The sequence below is a fragment of the Xanthomonas sp. F1 genome, from assembly GCF_014199855.1.
This window is the reverse complement of sequence record NZ_JACHOK010000002.1, coordinates 109,346-128,905: the sequence shown is the minus strand read 5'-3', so window position 1 is coordinate 128,905 and position 19,560 is coordinate 109,346. Positions and strand designations below refer to the sequence as shown.

The 19,560-nt window shown below is 69.4% G+C and carries 17 protein-coding genes and 1 riboswitch; of the genes, 9 read left to right on the top strand and 8 right to left on the bottom strand.

Annotation, left to right across the window (positions count from 1 at the left end; genetic code table 11):
* Nucleotides 1–83: 83 nt before the first annotated feature.
* From GGR71_RS05260 to GGR71_RS05250, 3 genes are all read right to left on the bottom strand, one after another.
* Nucleotides 84–1,253 (bottom strand): polyketide cyclase, encoded by a 1,170-nt coding sequence (locus GGR71_RS05260; RefSeq protein ID WP_160962822.1) that lies wholly within the window; start codon nt 1,251–1,253, stop codon nt 84–86.
* A 456-nt stretch (nt 1,254–1,709) separates the two neighbouring features.
* The gene (locus GGR71_RS05255) at nt 1,710–2,351 is read right to left on the bottom strand and encodes a response regulator (RefSeq protein WP_048491488.1); all 642 of its coding nucleotides are present in this window, start codon (nt 2,349–2,351) and stop codon (nt 1,710–1,712) included.
* On the bottom strand, nt 2,351–3,541 hold the full coding sequence (locus tag GGR71_RS05250; protein WP_048491489.1) for a sensor histidine kinase: 1,191 nt from the start codon (nt 3,539–3,541) through the stop codon (nt 2,351–2,353). Before GGR71_RS05250 ends, GGR71_RS05255 begins: the two co-directional genes overlap by 1 nt.
* 140 nt (nt 3,542–3,681) lie before the next feature.
* Here GGR71_RS05250 and GGR71_RS05245 point away from each other — a divergent pair, with 140 nt between their 5' ends.
* The 5 genes from GGR71_RS05245 (at nt 3,682) to GGR71_RS05225 (ending at nt 6,759) form a co-directional block, all read left to right on the top strand.
* A complete protein-coding gene (locus GGR71_RS05245) occupies nt 3,682–4,275 on the top strand; it encodes a GNAT family N-acetyltransferase (protein ID WP_010341204.1) in 594 nt (197 codons plus the stop codon).
* Between the two features lie 2 nt (nt 4,276–4,277).
* A complete protein-coding gene (gene minC, locus GGR71_RS05240; protein ID WP_160962824.1) occupies nt 4,278–5,033 on the top strand; it encodes a septum site-determining protein MinC in 756 nt (251 codons plus the stop codon).
* A 36-nt stretch (nt 5,034–5,069) separates the two neighbouring features.
* Nucleotides 5,070–5,879, top strand: a complete 810-nt coding sequence (gene minD / locus GGR71_RS05235) for a septum site-determining protein MinD (RefSeq protein WP_048491491.1) — start codon at nt 5,070–5,072, stop codon at nt 5,877–5,879.
* A gap of 2 nt (nt 5,880–5,881) precedes the next feature.
* The gene (minE, locus tag GGR71_RS05230) at nt 5,882–6,139 is read left to right on the top strand and encodes a cell division topological specificity factor MinE (protein WP_010340245.1); all 258 of its coding nucleotides are present in this window, start codon (nt 5,882–5,884) and stop codon (nt 6,137–6,139) included.
* A gap of 122 nt (nt 6,140–6,261) precedes the next feature.
* Nucleotides 6,262–6,759, top strand: coding sequence for a hypothetical protein (locus GGR71_RS05225; protein WP_160962826.1), 498 nt, complete (start codon nt 6,262–6,264; stop codon nt 6,757–6,759).
* Nucleotides 6,760–6,763: 4 nt separating this feature from the next.
* Here GGR71_RS05225 and GGR71_RS05220 read toward each other — a convergent pair whose 3' ends face one another.
* Both GGR71_RS05220 and GGR71_RS05215 read right to left on the bottom strand, forming a co-directional pair.
* Nucleotides 6,764–8,080, bottom strand: a complete 1,317-nt coding sequence (locus GGR71_RS05220; protein ID WP_160962828.1) for a sensor histidine kinase — start codon at nt 8,078–8,080, stop codon at nt 6,764–6,766.
* Nucleotides 8,070–8,771, bottom strand: a complete 702-nt coding sequence (locus GGR71_RS05215) for a response regulator transcription factor (RefSeq protein WP_010340248.1) — start codon at nt 8,769–8,771, stop codon at nt 8,070–8,072. Before GGR71_RS05215 ends, GGR71_RS05220 begins: the two co-directional genes overlap by 11 nt.
* 349 nt (nt 8,772–9,120) lie before the next feature.
* On the opposite strand from GGR71_RS05215, the gene GGR71_RS05210 reads away from it, so the two are divergent.
* The 3 genes from GGR71_RS05210 to GGR71_RS05200 all read left to right on the top strand — a co-directional run bounded on the left by GGR71_RS05210 (nt 9,121) and on the right by GGR71_RS05200 (nt 13,701).
* Nucleotides 9,121–9,900, top strand: a complete 780-nt coding sequence (locus GGR71_RS05210) for a phosphatase PAP2 family protein (protein WP_160962830.1) — start codon at nt 9,121–9,123, stop codon at nt 9,898–9,900.
* Complete coding sequence (locus GGR71_RS05205) at nt 9,897–11,558, top strand: phosphoethanolamine transferase (protein WP_160962832.1); 1,662 nt, start codon at nt 9,897–9,899, stop codon at nt 11,556–11,558. The genes GGR71_RS05210 and GGR71_RS05205 overlap by 4 nt, the downstream gene beginning before the upstream one ends.
* Before the next feature lie 124 nt (nt 11,559–11,682).
* Entirely contained in the window at nt 11,683–13,701 is a 2,019-nt protein-coding gene (locus tag GGR71_RS05200; RefSeq protein WP_160962834.1) for a M2 family metallopeptidase, read from the top strand.
* A gap of 30 nt (nt 13,702–13,731) precedes the next feature.
* On the opposite strand, the gene GGR71_RS05195 is transcribed toward GGR71_RS05200, so the two are convergent.
* From GGR71_RS05195 to GGR71_RS05185, 3 genes are read right to left on the bottom strand one after another with little or no spacing between them, the layout of a single operon-like run.
* Nucleotides 13,732–14,262 carry a GNAT family N-acetyltransferase gene (locus GGR71_RS05195; RefSeq protein WP_160962836.1) on the bottom strand — a complete coding sequence of 177 codons (531 nt, stop codon included), beginning with the start codon at nt 14,260–14,262 and terminating at the stop codon, nt 13,732–13,734.
* Nucleotides 14,263–14,266: 4 nt separating this feature from the next.
* Nucleotides 14,267–14,680: a hypothetical protein gene (locus GGR71_RS05190; RefSeq protein ID WP_160962838.1), complete on the bottom strand. Its 414-nt coding sequence runs from the start codon at nt 14,678–14,680 to the stop codon at nt 14,267–14,269.
* A gap of 50 nt (nt 14,681–14,730) precedes the next feature.
* Complete coding sequence (locus GGR71_RS05185) at nt 14,731–15,981, bottom strand: multidrug effflux MFS transporter (protein ID WP_237474551.1); 1,251 nt, start codon at nt 15,979–15,981, stop codon at nt 14,731–14,733.
* 287 nt (nt 15,982–16,268) lie between these two features.
* A riboswitch (glycine riboswitch) is annotated at nt 16,269–16,373 on the top strand.
* A 102-nt stretch (nt 16,374–16,475) separates the two neighbouring features.
* Between GGR71_RS05185 and gcvP the strand changes: the two genes are divergently transcribed.
* Nucleotides 16,476–19,400 carry an aminomethyl-transferring glycine dehydrogenase gene (gene gcvP / locus GGR71_RS05180; protein WP_160962840.1) on the top strand — a complete coding sequence of 975 codons (2,925 nt, stop codon included), beginning with the start codon at nt 16,476–16,478 and terminating at the stop codon, nt 19,398–19,400.
* Nucleotides 19,401–19,560: the final 160 nt, after the last annotated feature.

Genomic DNA, 19,560 nt, shown 5'->3' with positions numbered 1-19,560 from the left:
CGCGGCAGCGTTTGCCGCCCCCAAAAACAGAACGCGCCGCAAGATGCGGCGCGTTCCGGTTCACTCGTCCACCAGGGCAGGACTTACTTGATCGCCCAGTAGATGTCGTAGGTGCCTTCCGGCGTGAACGACTTGTCCACTCCGCCCTTCCAGGCTTCGTACGGACGGTCGGTCACGTCGTAGCCGCTGGTCGCGGCCCAGGCACGCAGCGCATTGCGCGCCGCATCCAGGCCGGCCATGTGGCCGGTGTAGCTGGCGAAGGCGGAACGGTGCGCTTCGGTGCGCAGGTAGGTCACCGGGGCGCCCTGCGGGATGGTCACCTTCAGCGGCTCGCCGGAGGCGGCAACCGGGGTGGCATCGACCGGCGCGGCAGCGGCGGCAGCATCCTGCTTGTCGTCCTTCTTCTCCTCCTTCTTGGCGTCGTCCTTCGGCGCGCCACCGGCACGCTTGCGCACCGGCTGGGCGACGTCGAAGGCGTACTTGTCGGCGCCGAAGTCGGTGGTGACGATGCGCACCGGACCGGCCGCTTCCAGGCCGTTGGCGTCCATCACCCGCTTGATCCACTCCTGGTTGTCCTTGATGGACTTCTTGATGGAGTCGTTGTCGCGGTCGATGTTGCCGGCGTTGACCACCAGCAGATCCTCGGCCGGAACATCGACGACCTTCAGGTCCTTCAGCGGGGTGTCGTCGGAGCGGTAGTCCACGTTCGGCACGGTGGCCAGCACGTTGCTCAGGCGCGACAGGCCCAGCTTGATGTCGTCGCCGACATGGCGGCTGACGTACAGGCCGGCGTAGCGACCCAGCAGGTCCCAACCGTACTTGACGGTGTAGTCCTGGGTGATCTTCACGTTGCGGCCGTTCTTGCCGGTCGACTCGAGCTTGAACGAGGTGGTCTTGTCCTTGCCCTTGGTCTCGTCCTCGATGGCGATGACCACGTCCTTGTTCTTCTCGGTCGAGGTGATGGTCCAGCTACCCTTGCCGATGTAGCCCTCCTTGGAGCTGTAGTCCAGGCGCGCGCCGACGCCGGATTCCGGGCCGGAGAGCTTCAGCTCGATGCGCGGGTCGCGCAGCACCAGGGGGTTCCAGTCCTTGAACCGACGCAGGCTGTTGACCGTGTCATAGACGATGGTCATGCGCCGATTGGTCTCGACGCTTTCGGACATGTGACGCTCCGAGGGCAGCACCACGCCGACAATGACGAACAGGCCAGCCACGATCCCCAGGGCGATCAGGAACTCGATAATACGGGTCATTCAGGAGGTCTCCGGGGCCGATCCCACGGCCGGGTTGATGAAGCGAAGCGCCCATCCTAGCAGGCTTCGCTGTCCGTGGTCAGCACATCACGGAATGCCGCTGCGCGCCCTGTCGCAATGGCCTGGCGCGGTGGCGGCAGCGGCCGTGGGAGCGGTAACGAGGGCGACCAGACCATTGTCTTGGCGCCAGCACCGGACAGGCGCGCGCGCCGGTACTCCGAGCGCACCGGAGCGAGCAACGGCGGCGCCATCGGGTGGGTGGATGTGCCCGCAGCGAGCGCGCCCCAGGCCAGACCACTTCCCTGCACGGGACACGCTCGACAGCCCGCTGCCGGCACCGATTGCATGGCCCCCGGTTGCACCGGACCCGCCCGGCGTGCGCGATTCCTGCCGCCGCGGGCCGTCATCCTGCCTCGTTCAGACCGCCTGCAGCGCCGGGCCGGGCCTCCCGTCCCGTCAGACCAGTTGCAACTCGAACGCCTTCAGTACCGCCCGGGTGCGGTCGCGCACCCCAAGCTTGGAGAGGATATTGGAGACGTGGTTCTTGATCGTGCCCTCGGCCACGCCCAGCGAGTTGGCGATCTCCTTGTTGGAGAAGCCGCTGGCCATCAGCCGCAGGATCTCGGTCTCGCGATCGGTCAGCGGGTCGGGCCGGTCCAGGCTGACGAAGTCGTTGCGCATGTGTTCCAGGCCCGAGAGCAGGCGCTGGGTCACCGCCGGCTGCACCAGCGAGCCGCCGGCGGCCACGGTGCGGATCGCGCCGACCAGTTGCTCCAGCGACACGTCCTTGAGCAGATAGCCCTTGGCCCCGGCCTTGAGCCCGGCCAGCACCAGTTGGTCGTCGTCGAAGGTGGTCAGGATGATGGTCGGCGGCAGCGCGGCGGCGCGCGACAGCGTCTGCAGCGCCTCCAGCCCCGACATCGACGGCATGCGCATGTCCATCAGCACCACGTCGGGCAGCACCTGCGGGATCAGGTCGACCGCCTGGCGGCCATCGCTGGCCTCGGCCACCACCTCGATGCCGCCGTCCAGCGCCAGCAGCGAGCGGATGCCCTGCCGCACCAGGGTTTGATCGTCGACCAGGCAGACACGGATCATCACAACACTCCTTGGGGAACGGCGGGCGGCAGCAGGGTGGCGGCGCCGGGGACGGCGGCGCGCAGGCGGAAGCCGGCGCCGGGCGCGGCGGCCACGTCCAGGCTGCCGCCGTACTGGCTCAGGCGCTCGCGCATGCCGCGCAGGCCGTTGCCGGGGGCCAGGGTCTCGCAACCGCGGCCGTCGTCGCGCGCCTGGATCACCACCTGCGGACCATCGCGGCGCACCTCGATCCACAGATTGTCGGCCTGGGCGTGGCGCACCGCGTTGGTGATGATCTCCTGGGTGCAGCGCAGCAACACGTGTGCGCGCTCGGGATCCTCCACGGTCAGCGGCTCCTCCACCTGCAGGTGGATGTGCAGCGACGGCACCCGCTCGGCCAGCGGCCGCAGCGCCGCCGCCAGGTCGATCGCACCGCTGTCGCGCAACTGGCTCACCGCCTCGCGCACATCGGTCAGCAACAGCTTGGCCAGGGTATGCGCCTGCTGCACGTGCTCCTGGGCGCGGCCCTCGGTGATGTGGCCGGCCACTTCCAGGTTCAGGCTCAGCGCGGTCAGGTGGTGGCCGAGCAGGTCGTGCAGTTCGCGCGAGATGCGGGTGCGCTCGTTGACCCGGGCGCTCTCGGCCAGCAGCGCGCGGGTGGCGCGCAGTTCGGCGTTGAGCTGGCGCTGTTCTTCGCGGGCCTGGGTCTGCTGGCGCGCGACCAGGCTGGTGACGAAGATGAACATGGAGAAGCCGCCGTACAGCAGCGACTGCATCAGCGCCTCGAACGGCGGGAAGCCGATGGTCAGGTACACCGGCAGCACCGCCAGCTGGCTCAGCAGCAGCCAGGCCACGCCGGCGCGCACCGGCAGCAGCCACGGGATCACCCCGGCCGCCACCATCATCAGGATGCTGCCCAGCCCGGAGCGATGCAGGTAGCCGACCGCCAGCGCGCAGATGGTCAGCAGCACCAGCATGCCGCGGTCGTACCAGCGCACGCCGTCGCCGCTGTGCAGGCGCCGGGTCAGCAGGAAATAGACCACACCGAAGCCCAGATAGCTTGCCAGCAGCAGCCACACCTCGCCGCTGGGCATCCGCCCCGATTCCTCGACCGGCTCCCAGTACAGGTACAGCAACGGCATGCAGATGACCGCCCAGGTGAACAGGCCGGCATAGCGCAGAACGCGGGTATGGCTGAGATATCCCAACATGCCGCCATCTTAGGATGAACGGCGCGCATTGCACTCCCACGGAAGTCATGCCGGCGCGGCTCGCCGCCCCGGGTCGCGCGTGCGATAATCCGGCCCGGCGGCCCGCACGGGGCCGCGCGCGCATCAGCAATGGAGTCTCAATGTCGATCGTCATCCGCGACGTGCGCGAGCACGAGCTCGATTCGGTCCTGGCCCTGAACAACAACGCCGGACTGGCGATCCTGCCGCTGGATTCGGCCAAGCTGCACCGCTTCTACGAAACCGCAGAGTACTTCCGCGTCGCCGAGCGCGACGGCAACCTGGCCGGCTTCCTGGTCGGCTTCGGCAGCGACAGCGACCACGACAGCAGCAATTTCGCCTGGTTCCGCGAGCGCTACCCGCAGTTTTTCTACATCGACCGCATCGTGGTGGCCAGCCGCCGCCGCGGCGGCGGTGTCGGTCGGGCGTTCTACGCCGACGTGCAGAGCTACGCCGAGTTGCGCTACCCGCAACTGGCGTGCGAGGTTTTCCTGGACCACGGCGCCGATGCGGCGCTGCTGTTCCATGGCAGCTTCGGTTTCCGCGAAGTGGGCCAGAACACGATGAACGAAGTGGAGGTGCGTGCGAGCATGCTGTTGAAGGATCTGTGCAGTTACGCCTGGGTGCGCGAAACCTATGGCGACACCCTGCCCGACCTGCCCTGGGCCGGCCACGCCCACCGACTGCAGCGGGCGCAGCGCCCGACCGGGACCTGAGCGTGTCGTCGGTGAATCTGGATTTCGAGCAGGCCGGCGAACTGAAGATCGGCCAGGTCGGCATCGCCAACCTGCGCGTGCGCACACTGGACGTGGCGCGGCTGAGCCAGGAGATGCGCGAGCGGGTGCAGCGCGCGCCCAAGCTGTTCGGCCGTGCCGCGGTGATCATCGATTTCGGCGGCTTGGCACAGACCCCCGACACGGCCACCGCGCAGGCGCTGCTGGACGGCCTGCGCGACGCCGGCGTGCTGCCGGTGGCGCTGGCCTACGGTACCCGCGAGATCGAGGAGCTGTCGGTGTCGCTGGGCCTGCCGCTGCTGGCCAAGTTCCGCGCGCAGTACGAGCGTTTCGATGGCGGCGCGCCCGCCACCGCGCCGGCGCCGGTCTCGCCACCGCCTCCGCCGCCGCCCGCGCCGGCGGCGCGCCCGCAACCCGGGCGCATGCAGAAGAGCGCTGTGCGCTCCGGGCAACAGCTGTATGCGGAGAATTGCGACCTGACCGTGGTGGCCACCGTCGGCGCCGGTGCCGAGGTGATCTCCGACGGCAGCATCCATATCTACGGCAGCCTGCGCGGCCGTGCCCTGGCCGGCGCGCAGGGCAACACCGAGGCGCGGATCTTCTGCCGCGACTTCCACGCCGAACTGGTCGCCATTGCCGGCCACTACAAGGTGCTGGACGATATTCCCAAGGAACTGCGTGGCAAGGCCGTCCAGGTCTGGCTGGAGCAGGACCAGATCATGATCGCCGCGCAAGACTGACGCGGCCCAACCACGAACGTATCAGGAGATAGTCCTTTGGCTGAAATTATCGTTGTCACCTCCGGCAAGGGCGGCGTCGGCAAGACCACCACCAGCGCGAGCCTGGCCTGCGGGCTGGCGCGACGCGGCAAGAAGGTCGCGGTGATCGACTTCGACGTGGGCCTGCGCAACCTCGACCTGATCATGGGCTGCGAGCGCCGCGTGGTGTACGACTTCGTCAACGTGGTGCACAACGAAGCCACGCTGAAGCAGGCGCTGATCAAGGACAAGCGCTTCGACAACCTGTTCGTGCTGGCCGCCTCGCAGACCCGCGACAAGGACGCGCTGACCCAGGAAGGCGTGGAGAAGGTGCTCAAGGACCTCGCCGCCGACGGCTTCGACTACATCGTCTGCGATTCGCCGGCCGGCATCGAGAAGGGCGCGTTCCTGGCGATGTACTTCGCCGACCGCGCGGTGGTGGTGGTCAATCCGGAAGTGTCCTCGGTGCGCGACTCCGACCGCATCCTCGGCCTGCTCGACTCCAAGACCCACAAGGCCGAGAGCGGCAAGAGCCTGCCCGCGTTCCTGCTGCTGACCCGCTACAGCCCGGCGCGCGTGGAAACCGGCGAGATGCTCAGCATCACCGACGTGGAGGAAGTGCTCGGCCTGAAGGCGATCGGCGTGATCCCCGAATCCGGCGACGTGCTCAACGCCTCCAACAAGGGCGAGCCGGTGATCCTGGACGGCGAATCCCCGGCCGGCCAGGCCTACGAGGACGCCGTGGCGCGCATCCTCGGCGAGGAACGTCCGATGCGTTTCATCTCCGTGGAGAAGAAGGGCTTCTTCACCAAGTTGTTCGGAGGGTGAGCATGGGACTATTCGATTTCCTCAAGACCAAGAAGAACACCGCCGAAACCGCGAAGAACCGCCTGCAGATCATCATCGCGCAGGAACGCAGCCACCGCGGCGGCCCCGACTACCTGCCGCTGCTGCAGCGCGAGCTGCTGGAAGTGATCAAGAAGTACGTCAACATCGACGCCGACGCGGTCAAGGTGGATCTGGTCAAGGACGGCGAGCACGACGTGCTCGACATCTCCGTCGCCCTGCCGGAAGGGCCGACGCCCTGAGGCCGCGCGCCGGCCGTGGCCGGTGCCGCAGCTGACGCACCGGTCGCGCGGCGCCACCGCACCGTGCCTGCCGTGATCGGGCGCGCCCGCCGCGCCTTTTCCGTCCCAACGAACTCCATACGATGCAGAGCGACACCGCCCTCCCCGCTGCCGCCGCTCAGGTGCTGACCGTGGGTGCGATCGGCCTGGACGCGCCGCGCGCGCTGCTGGCCGGCTACGGGCTGGCCCTGCACCGCGTCGCCGACGGCGCCGCCATTCCCGGCAGCTACTGGGGCGAGCCGGAAGCCGGGGTCATCGCCAGCGACGTCTACGTGCGCGACGACACGCCGGTGCATTCGCTGCTGCACGAGGCCTGCCACCTGATCGTGCTGCCGCCGCAGCGGCGCGCGCAGGTGCATACCGATGCCACCGACTCGGTGGAAGAGGAAGACGCCACCTGCTACCTGCAGATCGTGCTGGCCGACGCTCTGCCCGGGGTGGGCCGTGCGCGGCTGATGGCGGACATGGACGCCTGGGGCTACACCTACCGGCTCGGCTCCACCCGTGCCTGGTTCGAACAGGACGCCGACGACGCGCGCGCCTGGCTGGCGCAACGCGGCCTGCTGCCGGCGCGGCCCTAGCCGGTCACTCCGACGCGGGCGACGGCGGCAACGCGCCGGGGCGCTTCAGCGCGCTGCTCAGGTCCAGCGTCGCGCGGGTGCCGGTGCCGGCCAGCGAATCCAGGTGCAGCGCCCAGCCCAGGTGTTCGCACAGCCGCGCGATCAGGTCCAGGCCGATGCCGCTGCCTTCGCGGCTGCCGCCGCCGCGCGCCATGCGCATGTAGATCGCGCTGATCTCTTCCGGGCTCATGCCGTGGCCGGGATCGTCGATGCAGACCACGCCCGGTGCCAGCAGCGTGATCTGGATCTGGCCCTTGTCGCTGTTCTCGATGGCGTTGCGCAGCAGGTTGCCGATGGCCACCTGCAGGATCGCCAGCGGGGTCTCCACCTCGCACGGCGGCAACGGCGCCAGGGCAAGTTCCAGGCGCTTGTCCGCACACAGGTGGCGGTGGTCCTCGACGATTTCCGGCAGCAACTGGTCCAGCCGCACCAGGTCGCTGCCGCGCGCCAGCCGCGCCGGGTCCTTGGCCAGCACCAGCAGCAGCGAAATGAGCTGGCCGACGCCGCTGGCGGTGCGGCGGATGCGCAGCAACTGGTTGCGCACGCTGGGCGGCACGTCGTGCTGCTCCAGCGCCAGCTCGGCGGCGCCGCCGATCACCGCCACCGGCGTGCGCAGCTCGTGGCTGGTGCTGTCGATGAAGGCGCGCTCGCGCTCCACGAACAGATCGTTGCGTGCCAGGTAATCGTTCAACGCTTCGGCGATCACCACCTGCTCGGCGCTGGCGCGCGGATGCACCTCGATGCGCTGCCCGGGCCGGTCCGGGCGCAGGCTGCCGATGCGCTGGGCCATGTCGATCAGCGGCTGCACCACGCGGCCCATGCCCCAGGCCACCAGCGCGCCGAGCAGCAGCACCGCCACCGCGTTGGACACCAGCATCCACAGTGCCAGGTTGTCCTCGTGGTCGTGCAGTTCGGTGATGTCCAGCGCCAGCGCCAGGCGGCGCCCGCGCACGTCCTGCACCAGCACCACCTTCTCGCTGCCTTCCAGTTGCACTTCGTCGTGCAGGCCGGGGCCCAGCGCCGCCACCGCCGGCGGCAGCGGCGCACCGCCCTCGTCGCCGTACAGGCTCACGGTACGGGTGTCGATCCAGCGGTAGTCCGGATCGGCCGCGCTGCGTGCCAGGAAGTGGTCCAGTTCAGAGGTGAGCAGCGAGCGCCAGGTGAGCTGCTCGGCCTGGTCGTTGACGATGTAGCCATGCACGAACACCGCCAGCGACAGCAGCGCCGCGTAGCCCACCAGCCACAGGGTCAGCCGCTGCCGCAGCCCGGCCCTAGTCGGCATGCTCGCCCTCGTGGGGGCCGACCACCGCCAGGCGGTAGCCGATGCGCGGCAGGGTGTGGATCAGCTTGGCCGCGAACGGGCCATCGACGCTGCGGCGCAGGTCGTAGATGTGCGAGCGCAGCATGTCCCCGTCCGGCGGCTCGTCGCCCCACAGCGCCTGCTCCAGCCGATCGCGGGTGACCGCGGCCGGGCTGGCCTGCATCAGCACCTCCAGCAGCTTGCGGCAGGCCGGATACAGGTGCAGGGTGCGCCCGCCCCGGGTCACTTCCAGCGTGGACAGGTCCAACTGCAGGTCGCCCACGCGCAGCAGCTTGCTGCGGCCACGGCCACTGGCGCGCACCAGCAGCGCCTCCAGCCGCACTTCCAGCTCCGGTAGCGCGAACGGCTTGGTCAGGTAATCGTCGGCGCCAGCGCGGAAGCCGGCGATCTTGTCCGGCAGCTCGTCGCGCGCGGTCAGCATGATCACCGGCACGTCGGCATGGTGCTCCTCGCGCAGCGCGCGCAGCACCTGCTGCCCGTCCAGGCGCGGCAGCATCCAGTCCAGGATCAGCGCGTCGTAGCGCTGGGTGGTGGCCAGGTGCAGCCCGGTGACGCCGTCCGGCGCCGCATCCAGGGTGTGGCCGCGCACCTCGAAGTAGTCGAACAGGTTGGCGACCAGGTTCCGGTTGTCTTCTATGACCAGCAGCCGCATGGGGGCGCTCGAATTCGGGGGACGGACCCGCCCATGCTAGCGGAACCATGTCGGAACGCCGTCAGAACGGCGACGCGTCTTGATCGAATCTCGACAAAACCTGGAAAGGATCCCAACACGACCGCGTCAGGCTGCCCTCCCCGCACGCCGCCACCGCGCCCCGACCCGCACCGTTTCTCGCCACTCGCCACATGTGCGACGCCGGTGGCCCGGCGCTTGCATCACCGCGGCCGTGCGCAACCTTTGCTGAAGCCTCGGCTCTCTTATTCCGCAGTTCCGACAGCTATCCGACACCTGCAACCCGACCATGCCCCCACTTTCCCGCCGTCCCTGGCCGCCTTCGTCGACCATGCTCAGTACGCCTCTGCGATTGTCCGCTGCGGCGGCGCCCCACCTCGGCGCACGCCGGCACTTCTATCTCTCCCATCTGTGGGTGCCGCTGGCCCTGGTGCTGCTGGCCAGCACCGTGCTGATGGGCCTGGGCGGCGACTTCTGGATCGCCGACCTGCTGTACCGCTGGGAAGGCGGGCAGTGGGCACTGAAGGATGCGGCGCTGACCCGTAGCCTGATCCACCACGACGGCAAGCTGCTGAGCGCTGCGGCGTGGGCGGTGACCGCAGGCCTGGCAGTGTGGGCCTGGCGCCGTCCCGACGGCCGCCGCTACCGGCTGCCGCTGCTGTATCTGCTGCTGGCGGTGGGGCTGAGCACGGGCGTGGTGTCGCTGCTGAAGTCGGTCACCCACATGGACTGCCCCTGGGATCTGGCCCGCTACGGCGGCGAGCGGATTTTCGTGGGCCTGTTCGAGACCCGCCCGGCCGGCATGCCGCGCGGGGTATGCTTCCCCGCCGGTCATTCCAGTGCCGGCTATGCCTGGGTGGGGCTGTACTTCGTCGCGCTGGCGCTCAAGCCAGCCTGGCGCTGGCCAGCACTGGCGATCGGCCTCGGGGGAGGCTTGCTGTTCGGTCTCGGCCAACAGCTGCGCGGCGCGCATTTCATGTCGCACGACCTGTGGACGCTAGCCCTGTGCTGGGGCGTGGCACTGGGCCTGTACCGGGCGATGCTGTGGCCGGACGCGATGGCGTCGCGGGCCGACCGGCGCCTCTCCATCACCAACGATTCCGCCGCATGAGCCATCCCGTCGCCTCGCCCTCGTCGTCCACCGCCCCCCGCGCCCGCTGGTGGGCCTGGCGTCCGCAGTTGAGCAACGAGACGCTGGCGCTGGCGGCCAGCGCGTTCTTCGCCCTGGCCTGCAACGGCATGTTCTGGCGCAGCGCGATGAGCGGCCACGGCGGCGACGTGAAGCTGGCGCTGTCGCTGTTCCTGCTGCTGCTGGCCGTGCACGGCCTGCTGCTCGGCCTGCTGCTGTGGCGCGGCATCGCCAAGCCGGTGCTGACCCTGCTGCTGATCACCACCGCGTTCGCCGCGCACTACATGAACAGCTACAGCGTCTACCTGGACGCGGACATGCTGCGCAACGTGCTGGCCACCGACCACAAGGAATCGCGCGAGCTGATGACACCGGCGCTGATCGCGCCGCTGCTGTTCTACGCGGTGTTGCCGATCCTGGTGCTGTGGCGGGTACGGCTGATCCGGCGTTCGCCGCTGAAGGCGCTGGCGATCCGCGCCGGCTTCCTGGTCGGCATGCTGGCGCTGGGCGGCGTCGCCGCGATGCTCTCGTTCCAGGATCTGTCGGCGATGATGCGCAACCATCGCGAGATCCGCTACCTGGCCACGCCGATCAACTACCTTGTCGCGCTGCGGCAGAACTTCAAGTCCGACAGCCCCACGCGCAAGGCGCCCAAGCTGCCGCTGGAACACGACGCCAAGGCCACCGCGCGTGCACCGGGCAGCAAGCCGCGGCTGCTGGTGGTGGTGCTGGGCGAGACCGCCCGCGCGCAGAACTGGGGCCTCAACGGCTACGCGCGGCAGACCACGCCGGAGCTGGCCAAGCGCGACGTGATCAACTTCCCCGACATGCACTCCTGCGGCACCAGCACCGAGGTCTCGGTACCGTGCATGTTCTCGCCGTTCGGCCGCCACGACTACAACGAGAGCAACATCCGCAAGCACCAGTCGCTGCTGCACGTGCTCGAGCACGCCGGCATCGCCACGCTGTGGCGCGACAACCAGTCCGGCTGCAAGGGCGTGTGCGACGGCCTGCAGATCCAGCACCTGGACGACGCCAAGGATCCGCAGTTGTGCAAGGACGGACGCTGCATGGACGAGATCCTGCTGCAGGACCTGGCCGCGCAGGTGCGCGCCAAGCCCGGCGACCGCGTGGTGGTGTTGCACCAGCTCGGCAGCCACGGCCCCAGCTATTTCGAGCGCTACCCGGCCGCGTTCCGCCGCTTCACCCCGACCTGCGACACCGCCGACCTGGGCAACTGCAGCCGCGAGCTGATCACCAACGCCTACGACAACTCGCTGCTGTACACCGACCACCTGCTGGCGCGCACCATCGACACGCTGCAGGCCATGCCCGACTACGACACGGCGATGATCTACCTCTCCGACCACGGCGAGTCGCTGGGCGAGAAGGGCCTGTACCTGCACGGCGTGCCGTATGCGATCGCGCCGCAGGAGCAGACCCACGTGCCGATGGTGATGTGGTTCTCGCCCGGCTTCGCCAACGCGCGCGGCCTGGACCTGGCCTGCCTGCAGGCACGGTCGCGCACGTACGCCGACCAGGACAACCTGTTCCCGTCGGTGCTGGGCCTGATGCAGGTCAGGACCGGCGTCTACGACCACACGCGCGACCTGTTCGCGCAGTGCGCCAAGCCGCGGTAACCCCGTCCACGCGCGGTCATGGCATGACGGGACGCGGCGGCGCGGCCAAGGCTGCGCCGCCCGAACTTGCGGCGGTGCTGACGGGCCACTAGCCTTCCGGGCAATCGCCCTGCAAGGATTCGCCGTGACCCTCCGCTCTCCTCTGCTCGCGCTGTGCCTCGGCGCGGGCCTGCTGACGCTGTCCGCCTGCCGCAAGGAACCCGCGGCCGAGACCGCCGCCCCCGCCGCGGCCCAGCCCCAGGGCGAGAGCGCCGACCAGTTCGTCGCCCGCATCAACGAGGAGTACCGCGCGCTGCTGCCGGAACTGACCGCGGCGCAGTGGCTGTCGGCCACCTACATCAACGGCGACAGCGAGCGGCTGGCGGCCAGGGCCAACGCGCGCTGGCTGACCACGCTCAACGGCTGGATCGCGCAGGCGCGGCGCTACGACGGCAAGCCGATGTCGGCCGACAGCGCCCGCGCGCTGCGCCTGCTGCAGCAGATGACCGCGATGCCGGCACCGCGCGATCCGGCGCGGCTGGCCGAACTGGCCGCGCTGGCGACGAAGATGGAAGGCGCCTACGGCGCCGCGTCCTACTGCACCGGAGAAGGGGATGCGCGCCGCTGCCGGCAGTTGGGCGAACTGGAGGACGTGCTGCGCCGCAGCCGCGACTACGACCAGCAACTGGACGCGTGGCAGGGCTGGCACGCCGCCGTGCAACCGATGCGCAAGGACTATCAGCGCTTCGTCGAACTGGTCAACGAAGGCGCGCGCGACATGGGCTACGCCGACACCGGCGCGCTGTGGCGCAGCGGCTACGACATGCCGCCGGCACAGCTCGCGGCCGAGACCGACCGGCTGTGGACCCAGGTCAAGCCGCTGTACGAACAGTTGCACTGCTACGCGCGCGGCAAGCTCGACGCCGAATACGGCAAGGACAAGGGCGAACTCGCCGGCGGCCTACTGCCGGCGCACCTGCTCGGCAACATGTGGCAGCAGGACTGGAGCAACCTGTGGGACCTGCTGCAGCCCTACCCCGGCGCCGGCAGCCTGGACATCACCGACGCGCTGGAGCGGCAATACCAAGGCAACCTGAGCGCGGCGCTGGCGCGGCGCAACGGCGACACCTCGCCGGAGGCGCGGTTCATGGCCCAGCGCGAGGCGCAGTTGCTCAGCGCGCGGCAGATGACCGAGCGCGCGCAGGATTTCTACACCTCGCTGGCGATGCCCAAGCTGCCGGACAGCTACTGGTCGCGCAGCCAGTTCATCAAGCCGCTGGACCGCGACGTGGTCTGCCACGCCAGCGCCTGGGACATGGACATGGCCGGCGACGTGCGCACCAAGATGTGCGTCAAGCCGAACGAAGAAGACTTCACCACCATCTACCACGAGCTCGGCCACCTCTATTACGACCTGGCCTACAACCCGCTGCCACCGCTGTTCCAGGGCGGCGCCAACGACGGCTTCCACGAAGCGATCGGCGACACCGTGGTGCTGGCAGTGACCCCGCAGTACCTGCATTCGATCGGCCTGGTCGACGCACCGCAGGTCGGCCGCGAGGCGCTGATCAACGCGCAGATGCGCATGGCGTTGAGCAAGGTCGCGTTCCTGCCGTTCGGGCTGATGATCGACCGCTGGCGCTGGGGCGTGTTCGACGGCTCGATCGCCCCGGACCGCTACAACCAGGCCTGGTGGGAGCTGAAGGCCAGGTACCAGGGCGTGGCGCCGGCGACGCCGCGCGGCGAGGACTTCTTCGACCCCGGCGCCAAGTACCACGTGCCGGCCAACACGCCGTACACGCGTTACTTCCTCTCGCACATCCTGCAGTTCCAGTTCTACAAGAGCCTGTGCGACGCCGCCGGCTACAAAGGCCCGCTGTACGAGTGCACCTTCTACGGCAACAAGGAAGCCGGGCAGAAGTTCTGGTCGATGCTGCAACGTGGCGCCAGCCAGCCGTGGCAAGCGACGCTGAAGGAACTGACCGGCAACGAGCGCATCGACGCCGGCCCGCTGCTGGAATACTTCGCGCCGATGCAGGAGTGGCTCAAGCAACAGAACCAGGGTCGGATGTGCGGGTGGGAAGCGTCGGCGCCTGTATCGGCGCAAACCACCTCGCCCGCATCCCCTACGCCGGCCCCGACGACGCCACCGTCTCGGCGCTGAGCGCTGCCAGCCGCATAGGTCACCGCCAGCTCAGTCGTCGGCCAGCCGCGCCCAACGCTCGTGGTCGCGCCACACCCCGCCGATGCGCAGGTAGCGCGGCGAATAGCCCTCGCGGCGAAAGCCGGCGCGCTGCGCTAGCGCCAGCGAGCGGGTGTTGTCCGGCTGGATGTTGGCTTCCACCCGGTGCAGGCCCAGCTCGGCGAAGGCGTAGGCCACGCACAGGCGCAGCGCATGCGTCATCAGTCCGCGGCCTTCGCAGCCGGCCATGGCGTGGTAGCCGAGGTAGGCGCTCTGGAAGCAGCCGCCGACCACCTGGCTGAAGGTGAACAGGCCGGCAAGCGCGCCGCTGCTGCGTTCGCGCGCCAGCAGCGCGATGTTGCTGCCGTCCAGGGTCTGCGCGTACCAGGCCTCGAATCCGGGCACGTCGGTGAACGGATAGCTCCACGGGTGATGCAGGGCGACGCTGGCGCGGTGCGCCTGGACCAGCGCGATGCCGTCGCGGCGACGCACCCGCGCCAGCGACACGGCCTCCTGCGCAGCCTGGCCGGCACTCTGGCCCATGGGCTCAGGCCGGGGCCGCCGCGCCGCCGTCGTCGCGGCCCATGACCTGGGCATGCCGCGACTTGAACTCGTCGAAGCTCAGGCCCTGCGCCTGCGCATCGGCATGCGCGGCGTCCTTCAGCGCGTCCGAGTACATCAGCCGCACCGGCGTGCCGGCGCGCTCGTGCAGTTCCGCCGCCTGCATGATCAGCGACAGCACCTGCGCAGCGCTCTCGCTCTGCCCGGCGATGCGCCCGTCCATGCCCAGCACCCACTCGCCGTCGCGGCGCACGATGCCGGCCAGCAGCGTGCGCTGTTGATCGCGCAGTTCCGCGTGCGGTTCGATGGGCGCGGCCGGCGCGGCGCCCTCGGCGCGGTGGCGCAGGCGCTCGGCCAGCTTCTTGCGCAGATCGCGGCGCTGCTTGGACTGGATGGACATGCGGTTTCCTCAACGATGACCCGACGACGATAGCCCAACCGCGGCCATGCTCACAGCGGGTCGGCCGGTTCCAGCCGCGGCACCTGCGCGTCCGGCCGCGGCAGGCGCTTGCCGCTGCGCCGCTCCCAGCGCCAGAAACCCCAGCCGAGCAGGAAGAACGCGCCCGAGCCCAGCGCCAGGTGCAGGGCTTGGCCGCTGAGCAGCGGCGACAGCACCCCGGCCACCAGCACGGTGACCATCAACTGGGTGAAGGCCTGCAGCGACGATGCCAGCCCGCGCTGGCGTGGATACATGTCCAGCACCGCCAATGCCAGGATCGGGAAGATCAGCGCGGTGCCCAGGCCGGCGAAGAAGATCGGCAGCACCGCCCACGGCAGCGCGATGGCCGGCGCCAGCGCGGTGTAGGCGATGTTGCTGGCCATCGACAGGCCGCAGCAGACGAAGCCGATACGCACCTGGCGCATCGGCCCGAGCCGTCCGGCCATGCGCCCGGACAGGAACGCGCCCAGGGTCATGCCGCCGATGGTGGGCAGGAACAGCCAGGCGAAGTCGCGCTCGGTCTTGCCCAGCAGGTCGATCATGAATACCGGCGCCGAGGCGATGTACAGGAACACCCCGCCGAAATTGAACGCGCCGGCCGCGGCCAGGCGCTGGAAGCGCGGATTGAGCGCAATGCCGATGTAGTCGCGCAGCAGCGTGCGCGGCGCCAGCGGCGTGCGCGCTTGCGGCGGATGCGTCTCCGGCATCCAGCGCAGCGTCGCCACCAGCAGCAGCGAGGAGAAGCAGACCAGGAACCAGAAGATCGCCGGCCAGCCACGGCCGCTGCCCAGGATCCAGCCGCCGATGACCGGCGCGATCGCCGGGGCGATGCCGAAGATCATCGACACCTGGCTCATCAGCCGCTGCGCATCGTCGCCGTGGAACAGATCGCGGATCACCGCGCGACCGACGATCATGCCGACCCCGGCCGACACGCCCTGCAGCGCGCGGAACGCCAGCAGGGTCGGCAGGTCGCGCGACAGCGCGCAGCCGGCCGAGGCCAGGATGAACACGACCAGCCCGACAACGATCACCCGCCTCCGCCCCAGCGCGTCGGACAGCGGCCCGTGGGCCAGACCCATCAGCGCGTAGGCCAGCAGGTACACGCTCACCGTCTGCTGGATCGCCACCGGATCGGCATGCAGGCGCTGCGCCAGCTGCGGGAACGCCGGGAAGATGGTGTCGATGGAGAACGGGCCGAACATCGCCAGCCCGGCCAGCAACAGGGCCATGCGGCGCGTGGACACGGACGGGAGCGTCATGGGGACATCATCCTGAAAACCGGCCGCGGCGGCCAGGGACTGGCGCACACGCGACGACGCCGTCCGGCATGGACGGGCGCGAGAGAAGGGAGTACCGCCATGATACGCGCTGCGGCCGCATGCGCGCATCCGCCGCGGCTTGCCCATTCAGCCTGGCGTGGGTGCGAGCGGCCCGCCGTGGGCGCCGCCGGCCACGCTATAATCGCCGCGCAGCATGGTGGGAGAAGCGGGGCGACCCGCTGCCGAAGGCGCAAACGCCCGTAATCGCTCAGGCCCGATACCACCCGCACCAAGACTCTGGAGAGACCGGTCAAACCCGGCGCCGAAGGGGCACGAAGCGCAGCGCCAGCCGCCGCTTCCAAACTCTCAGGCAAAAGGACAGAGGGGCATTGGGAGGACCCGCGCTTCCCGTCGATCGTGCCCGCCACCGCGGTCCGACGACGGCCTTGCGCGGGTCCCCGCCTCCTTGTGCCTTCCTCTGCCGGACGACTGCCATGTCTCACACCTCTTCGCTGCGCGACCTCGAACACCACTCGGCGTTCATCGAGCGCCACATCGGCCCGAACGACGCCGAGATCGCGCACATGCTGCGCACCGTCGGCCACGACTCGCTGGAGGCGATGACCGACGCCATCGTGCCCGCGAACATCAAGTCGCCCGCCGCGCTGGCGCTGCCCGACGCCATCACCGAGGAGGAGGCGCTGGCCAAGATCCGCGCCATCGCCGACAGGAACACGGTGCTGCGCAGCTTCATCGGCCAGGGTTACTACGGCACCCACACGCCGAAAGTGATCCTGCGCAACATTCTCGAGAACCCGGCTTGGTACACCGCCTACACCCCGTACCAGGCGGAGATCTCGCAGGGTCGCATGGAAGCGCTGATCAACTTCCAGACCATGTGCGCCGACCTCACCGGCATGGAGATCGCCAACGCCTCGCTGCTGGACGAAGCCACCGCCGCGGCCGAGGCGATGACCCTGGCCAAGCGCTCGGCCAAGTCCAAGTCCGACACCTTCTTCGTGCACGACGCGGTGCATCCGCAGACCCTGGAACTGCTGCGTACCCGCGCCGAGCCGCTGGGCATCGTGCTGCGCGTTGGCACGCCGGAAGAAGCGCTGCAGGCCGAGTGCTTCGGCGTGCTGCTGCAGTATCCGGACAGCTTCGGCCACATCGGGGATCACCAGGCGCTGGCCGACGCAGTACACGCGCAGGGCGGCCTGGTCGCCGTCGCCACCGACCTGCTCGCGCTGACCCTGATCGCCGCGCCCGGCGAATGGGGCGCGGACATCGTCGTCGGCAACTCGCAGCGCTTCGGCGTGCCGTTCGGCTTCGGCGGCCCGCACGCCGCGTTCATGGCCTGCCGCGACGCCTACAAGCGCTCGATGCCGGGCCGCCTGATCGGCGTGTCGATCGACGCCGCCGGCAACCCCGCCTACCGCCTCACTCTGCAGACCCGCGAGCAGCACATCCGCCGCGAGAAGGCCACCTCCAACATCTGCACCGCGCAGGTGCTGCTGGCGGTGATGGCCTCGATGTACGCGGTGTACCACGGCCCCGAGGGCCTGGTGCGCATCGCTCGCCGCACGCACCGGCTGGCCGCGATCCTGGCCGCGGCGCTGCGTGGTACCGGCGTCGCCGTCGGCGAGCGCTTCTTCGACACCCTGCACGTCACCGGCGTGGACGCCGACGCGATCCACGCCAAGGCGCGCGCAGCCGGCATCAACCTGCGCGCAATCGACAGCGCGTCGCTGGGCATCAGCCTGGACGAGACCACCACCCGCGCCGACGTGGTCGCGCTGGCGCAGTTGTTCGGCGCCCAGGCCGACGTGGACGCGCTCGACGCCGCCACCGCCGATGCGCTGCCGCCGCAGTTGCTGCGGCACAGCGCGTTCCTGCAGCACCCGGTGTTCAACACCCACCACAGCGAACACGAACTGCTGCGCTACATGCGCGCGCTGGCCGACAAGGACCTGGCGATGGATCGCACCATGATCCCGCTGGGCAGCTGCACCATGAAGCTCAACGCCACTGCCGAGATGATCCCGGTGACCTGGCCGCAGTTCGGCGCGATCCATCCGCTGGCCCCGGCCGAGCAGAGCGTGGGCTACAAACAGCTGATCGACGAACTGGAAGCGATGCTGGTCGAGTGCACCGGCTACGACGCGGTCAGCCTGCAGCCCAACTCCGGCGCGCAGGGCGAGTACGCCGGCCTGCTGGCGATCCGCGCCTACCACCGCGCCCGCGGCGAAGGCCATCGCGACATCTGCCTGATCCCGGAGTCGGCGCACGGCACCAACCCCGCCTCGGCGCAGATGTGCGGCATGACCGTGGTGGTGACCAAGTGCGACGGCAACGGCAACGTCGACGTCGCCGACATCCGCGCCAAGGCCGAGAAGTATTCCGAGCGCCTGGCCGCGCTGATGATCACCTACCCGTCCACCCACGGCGTGTTCGAGGAAGACGTGGTGGCGATCTGCGAGGCGGTGCACGCGCACGGCGGCCAGGTCTACACCGACGGCGCCAACATGAACGCGCTGGTCGGCCTGGCCAAGCCCGGCAAGTGGGGCTCGGACGTGTCGCACCTGAACCTGCACAAGACCTTCTGCATCCCGCACGGCGGCGGCGGCCCCGGCGTCGGCCCGTGCGCGGTGAAGGCGCATCTGGCGCCGTACCTGCCGCGGACACTTCCCCGTGCCGGCATCCATGCCGGCGAAAATCAAAAAGCCGCCATCCATGGCGGCGGATTCAACTCTGGCGACGGCGACGTCGGCATGGTCTCGGCGGCCAGCTTCGGCTCGGCCTCGATCCTGCCGATCAGCTGGATGTACATCACCATGATGGGCAACAGCGGGCTGCGCAAGGCCACCCAGGTCGCCCTGCTCAACGCCAACTACATCGCCAAGCGGCTGGCGCCGTACTACAAGACGCTGTACACCGGCCGCAACGGCCTGGTCGCGCACGAGTGCATCCTCGATGTGCGCCCGCTGGAGAAGACCAGCGGCATCGGCGCCGAGGACATCGCCAAGCGCCTGATCGACTTCGGCTTCCACGCGCCGACGCTGAGCTTCCCGGTCGCCGGCACGCTGATGGTGGAGCCGACCGAGAGCGAATCGCAGCACGAGCTGGACCGCTTCATCGACGCGATGATCCAGATCCGCGAGGAGATCGCCGCGATCGAAGACGGCCGCCTGGATCGCGAGGACAACCCGCTCAAGCACGCCCCGCACACCGCCGCGCAGGTCACCGCCAGCGAGTGGACCCACGCCTATCCGCGCGAACTGGCCGCGTTCCCGCTGCCGACGCTGAAGCAGCAGAAGTACTGGCCGCCGGTGGCGCGCGTGGACAACGTGTACGGCGACAAGAACGTGATGTGCGCGTGCATCCCGGTGGACGCGTACAAGGAAGACGCGGTGGTCTGAGCCGCGTTACCGTTCGACGGTGTCTCCGAGACCCAGCCTCGTGCGCGAGGCTGGGTTTTTTTATGCGTGCGCAGCGCGCGCCCCCAGGTAGACAAGTGCGCGCGATGCGGCGCGTTGCACGGCTCGTTCACGCCGCGCCGCCCAGGATCGGGACTTCCGC

Coding starts and splice junctions, on each gene's coding strand:
- GGR71_RS05260 (WP_160962822.1), bottom strand. CDS start 1,253: ATGACCCGTATTATCGAGTTCCTGATCGCCCTGGGGATCGTGGCTGGC.
- GGR71_RS05255 (WP_048491488.1), bottom strand. CDS start 2,351: ATGATCCGTGTCTGCCTGGTCGACGATCAAACCCTGGTGCGGCAGGGC.
- GGR71_RS05250 (WP_048491489.1), bottom strand. CDS start 3,541: ATGTTGGGATATCTCAGCCATACCCGCGTTCTGCGCTATGCCGGCCTG.
- GGR71_RS05245 (WP_010341204.1), top strand. CDS start 3,682: ATGTCGATCGTCATCCGCGACGTGCGCGAGCACGAGCTCGATTCGGTC.
- minE (WP_010340245.1), top strand. CDS start 5,882: ATGGGACTATTCGATTTCCTCAAGACCAAGAAGAACACCGCCGAAACC.
- GGR71_RS05225 (WP_160962826.1), top strand. CDS start 6,262: ATGCAGAGCGACACCGCCCTCCCCGCTGCCGCCGCTCAGGTGCTGACC.
- GGR71_RS05220 (WP_160962828.1), bottom strand. CDS start 8,080: ATGCCGACTAGGGCCGGGCTGCGGCAGCGGCTGACCCTGTGGCTGGTG.
- GGR71_RS05215 (WP_010340248.1), bottom strand. CDS start 8,771: ATGCGGCTGCTGGTCATAGAAGACAACCGGAACCTGGTCGCCAACCTG.
- GGR71_RS05210 (WP_160962830.1), top strand. CDS start 9,121: ATGCTCAGTACGCCTCTGCGATTGTCCGCTGCGGCGGCGCCCCACCTC.
- GGR71_RS05205 (WP_160962832.1), top strand. CDS start 9,897: ATGAGCCATCCCGTCGCCTCGCCCTCGTCGTCCACCGCCCCCCGCGCC.
- GGR71_RS05195 (WP_160962836.1), bottom strand. CDS start 14,262: ATGGGCCAGAGTGCCGGCCAGGCTGCGCAGGAGGCCGTGTCGCTGGCG.
- GGR71_RS05190 (WP_160962838.1), bottom strand. CDS start 14,680: ATGTCCATCCAGTCCAAGCAGCGCCGCGATCTGCGCAAGAAGCTGGCC.
- GGR71_RS05185 (WP_237474551.1), bottom strand. CDS start 15,981: ATGACGCTCCCGTCCGTGTCCACGCGCCGCATGGCCCTGTTGCTGGCC.
- gcvP (WP_160962840.1), top strand. CDS start 16,476: ATGTCTCACACCTCTTCGCTGCGCGACCTCGAACACCACTCGGCGTTC.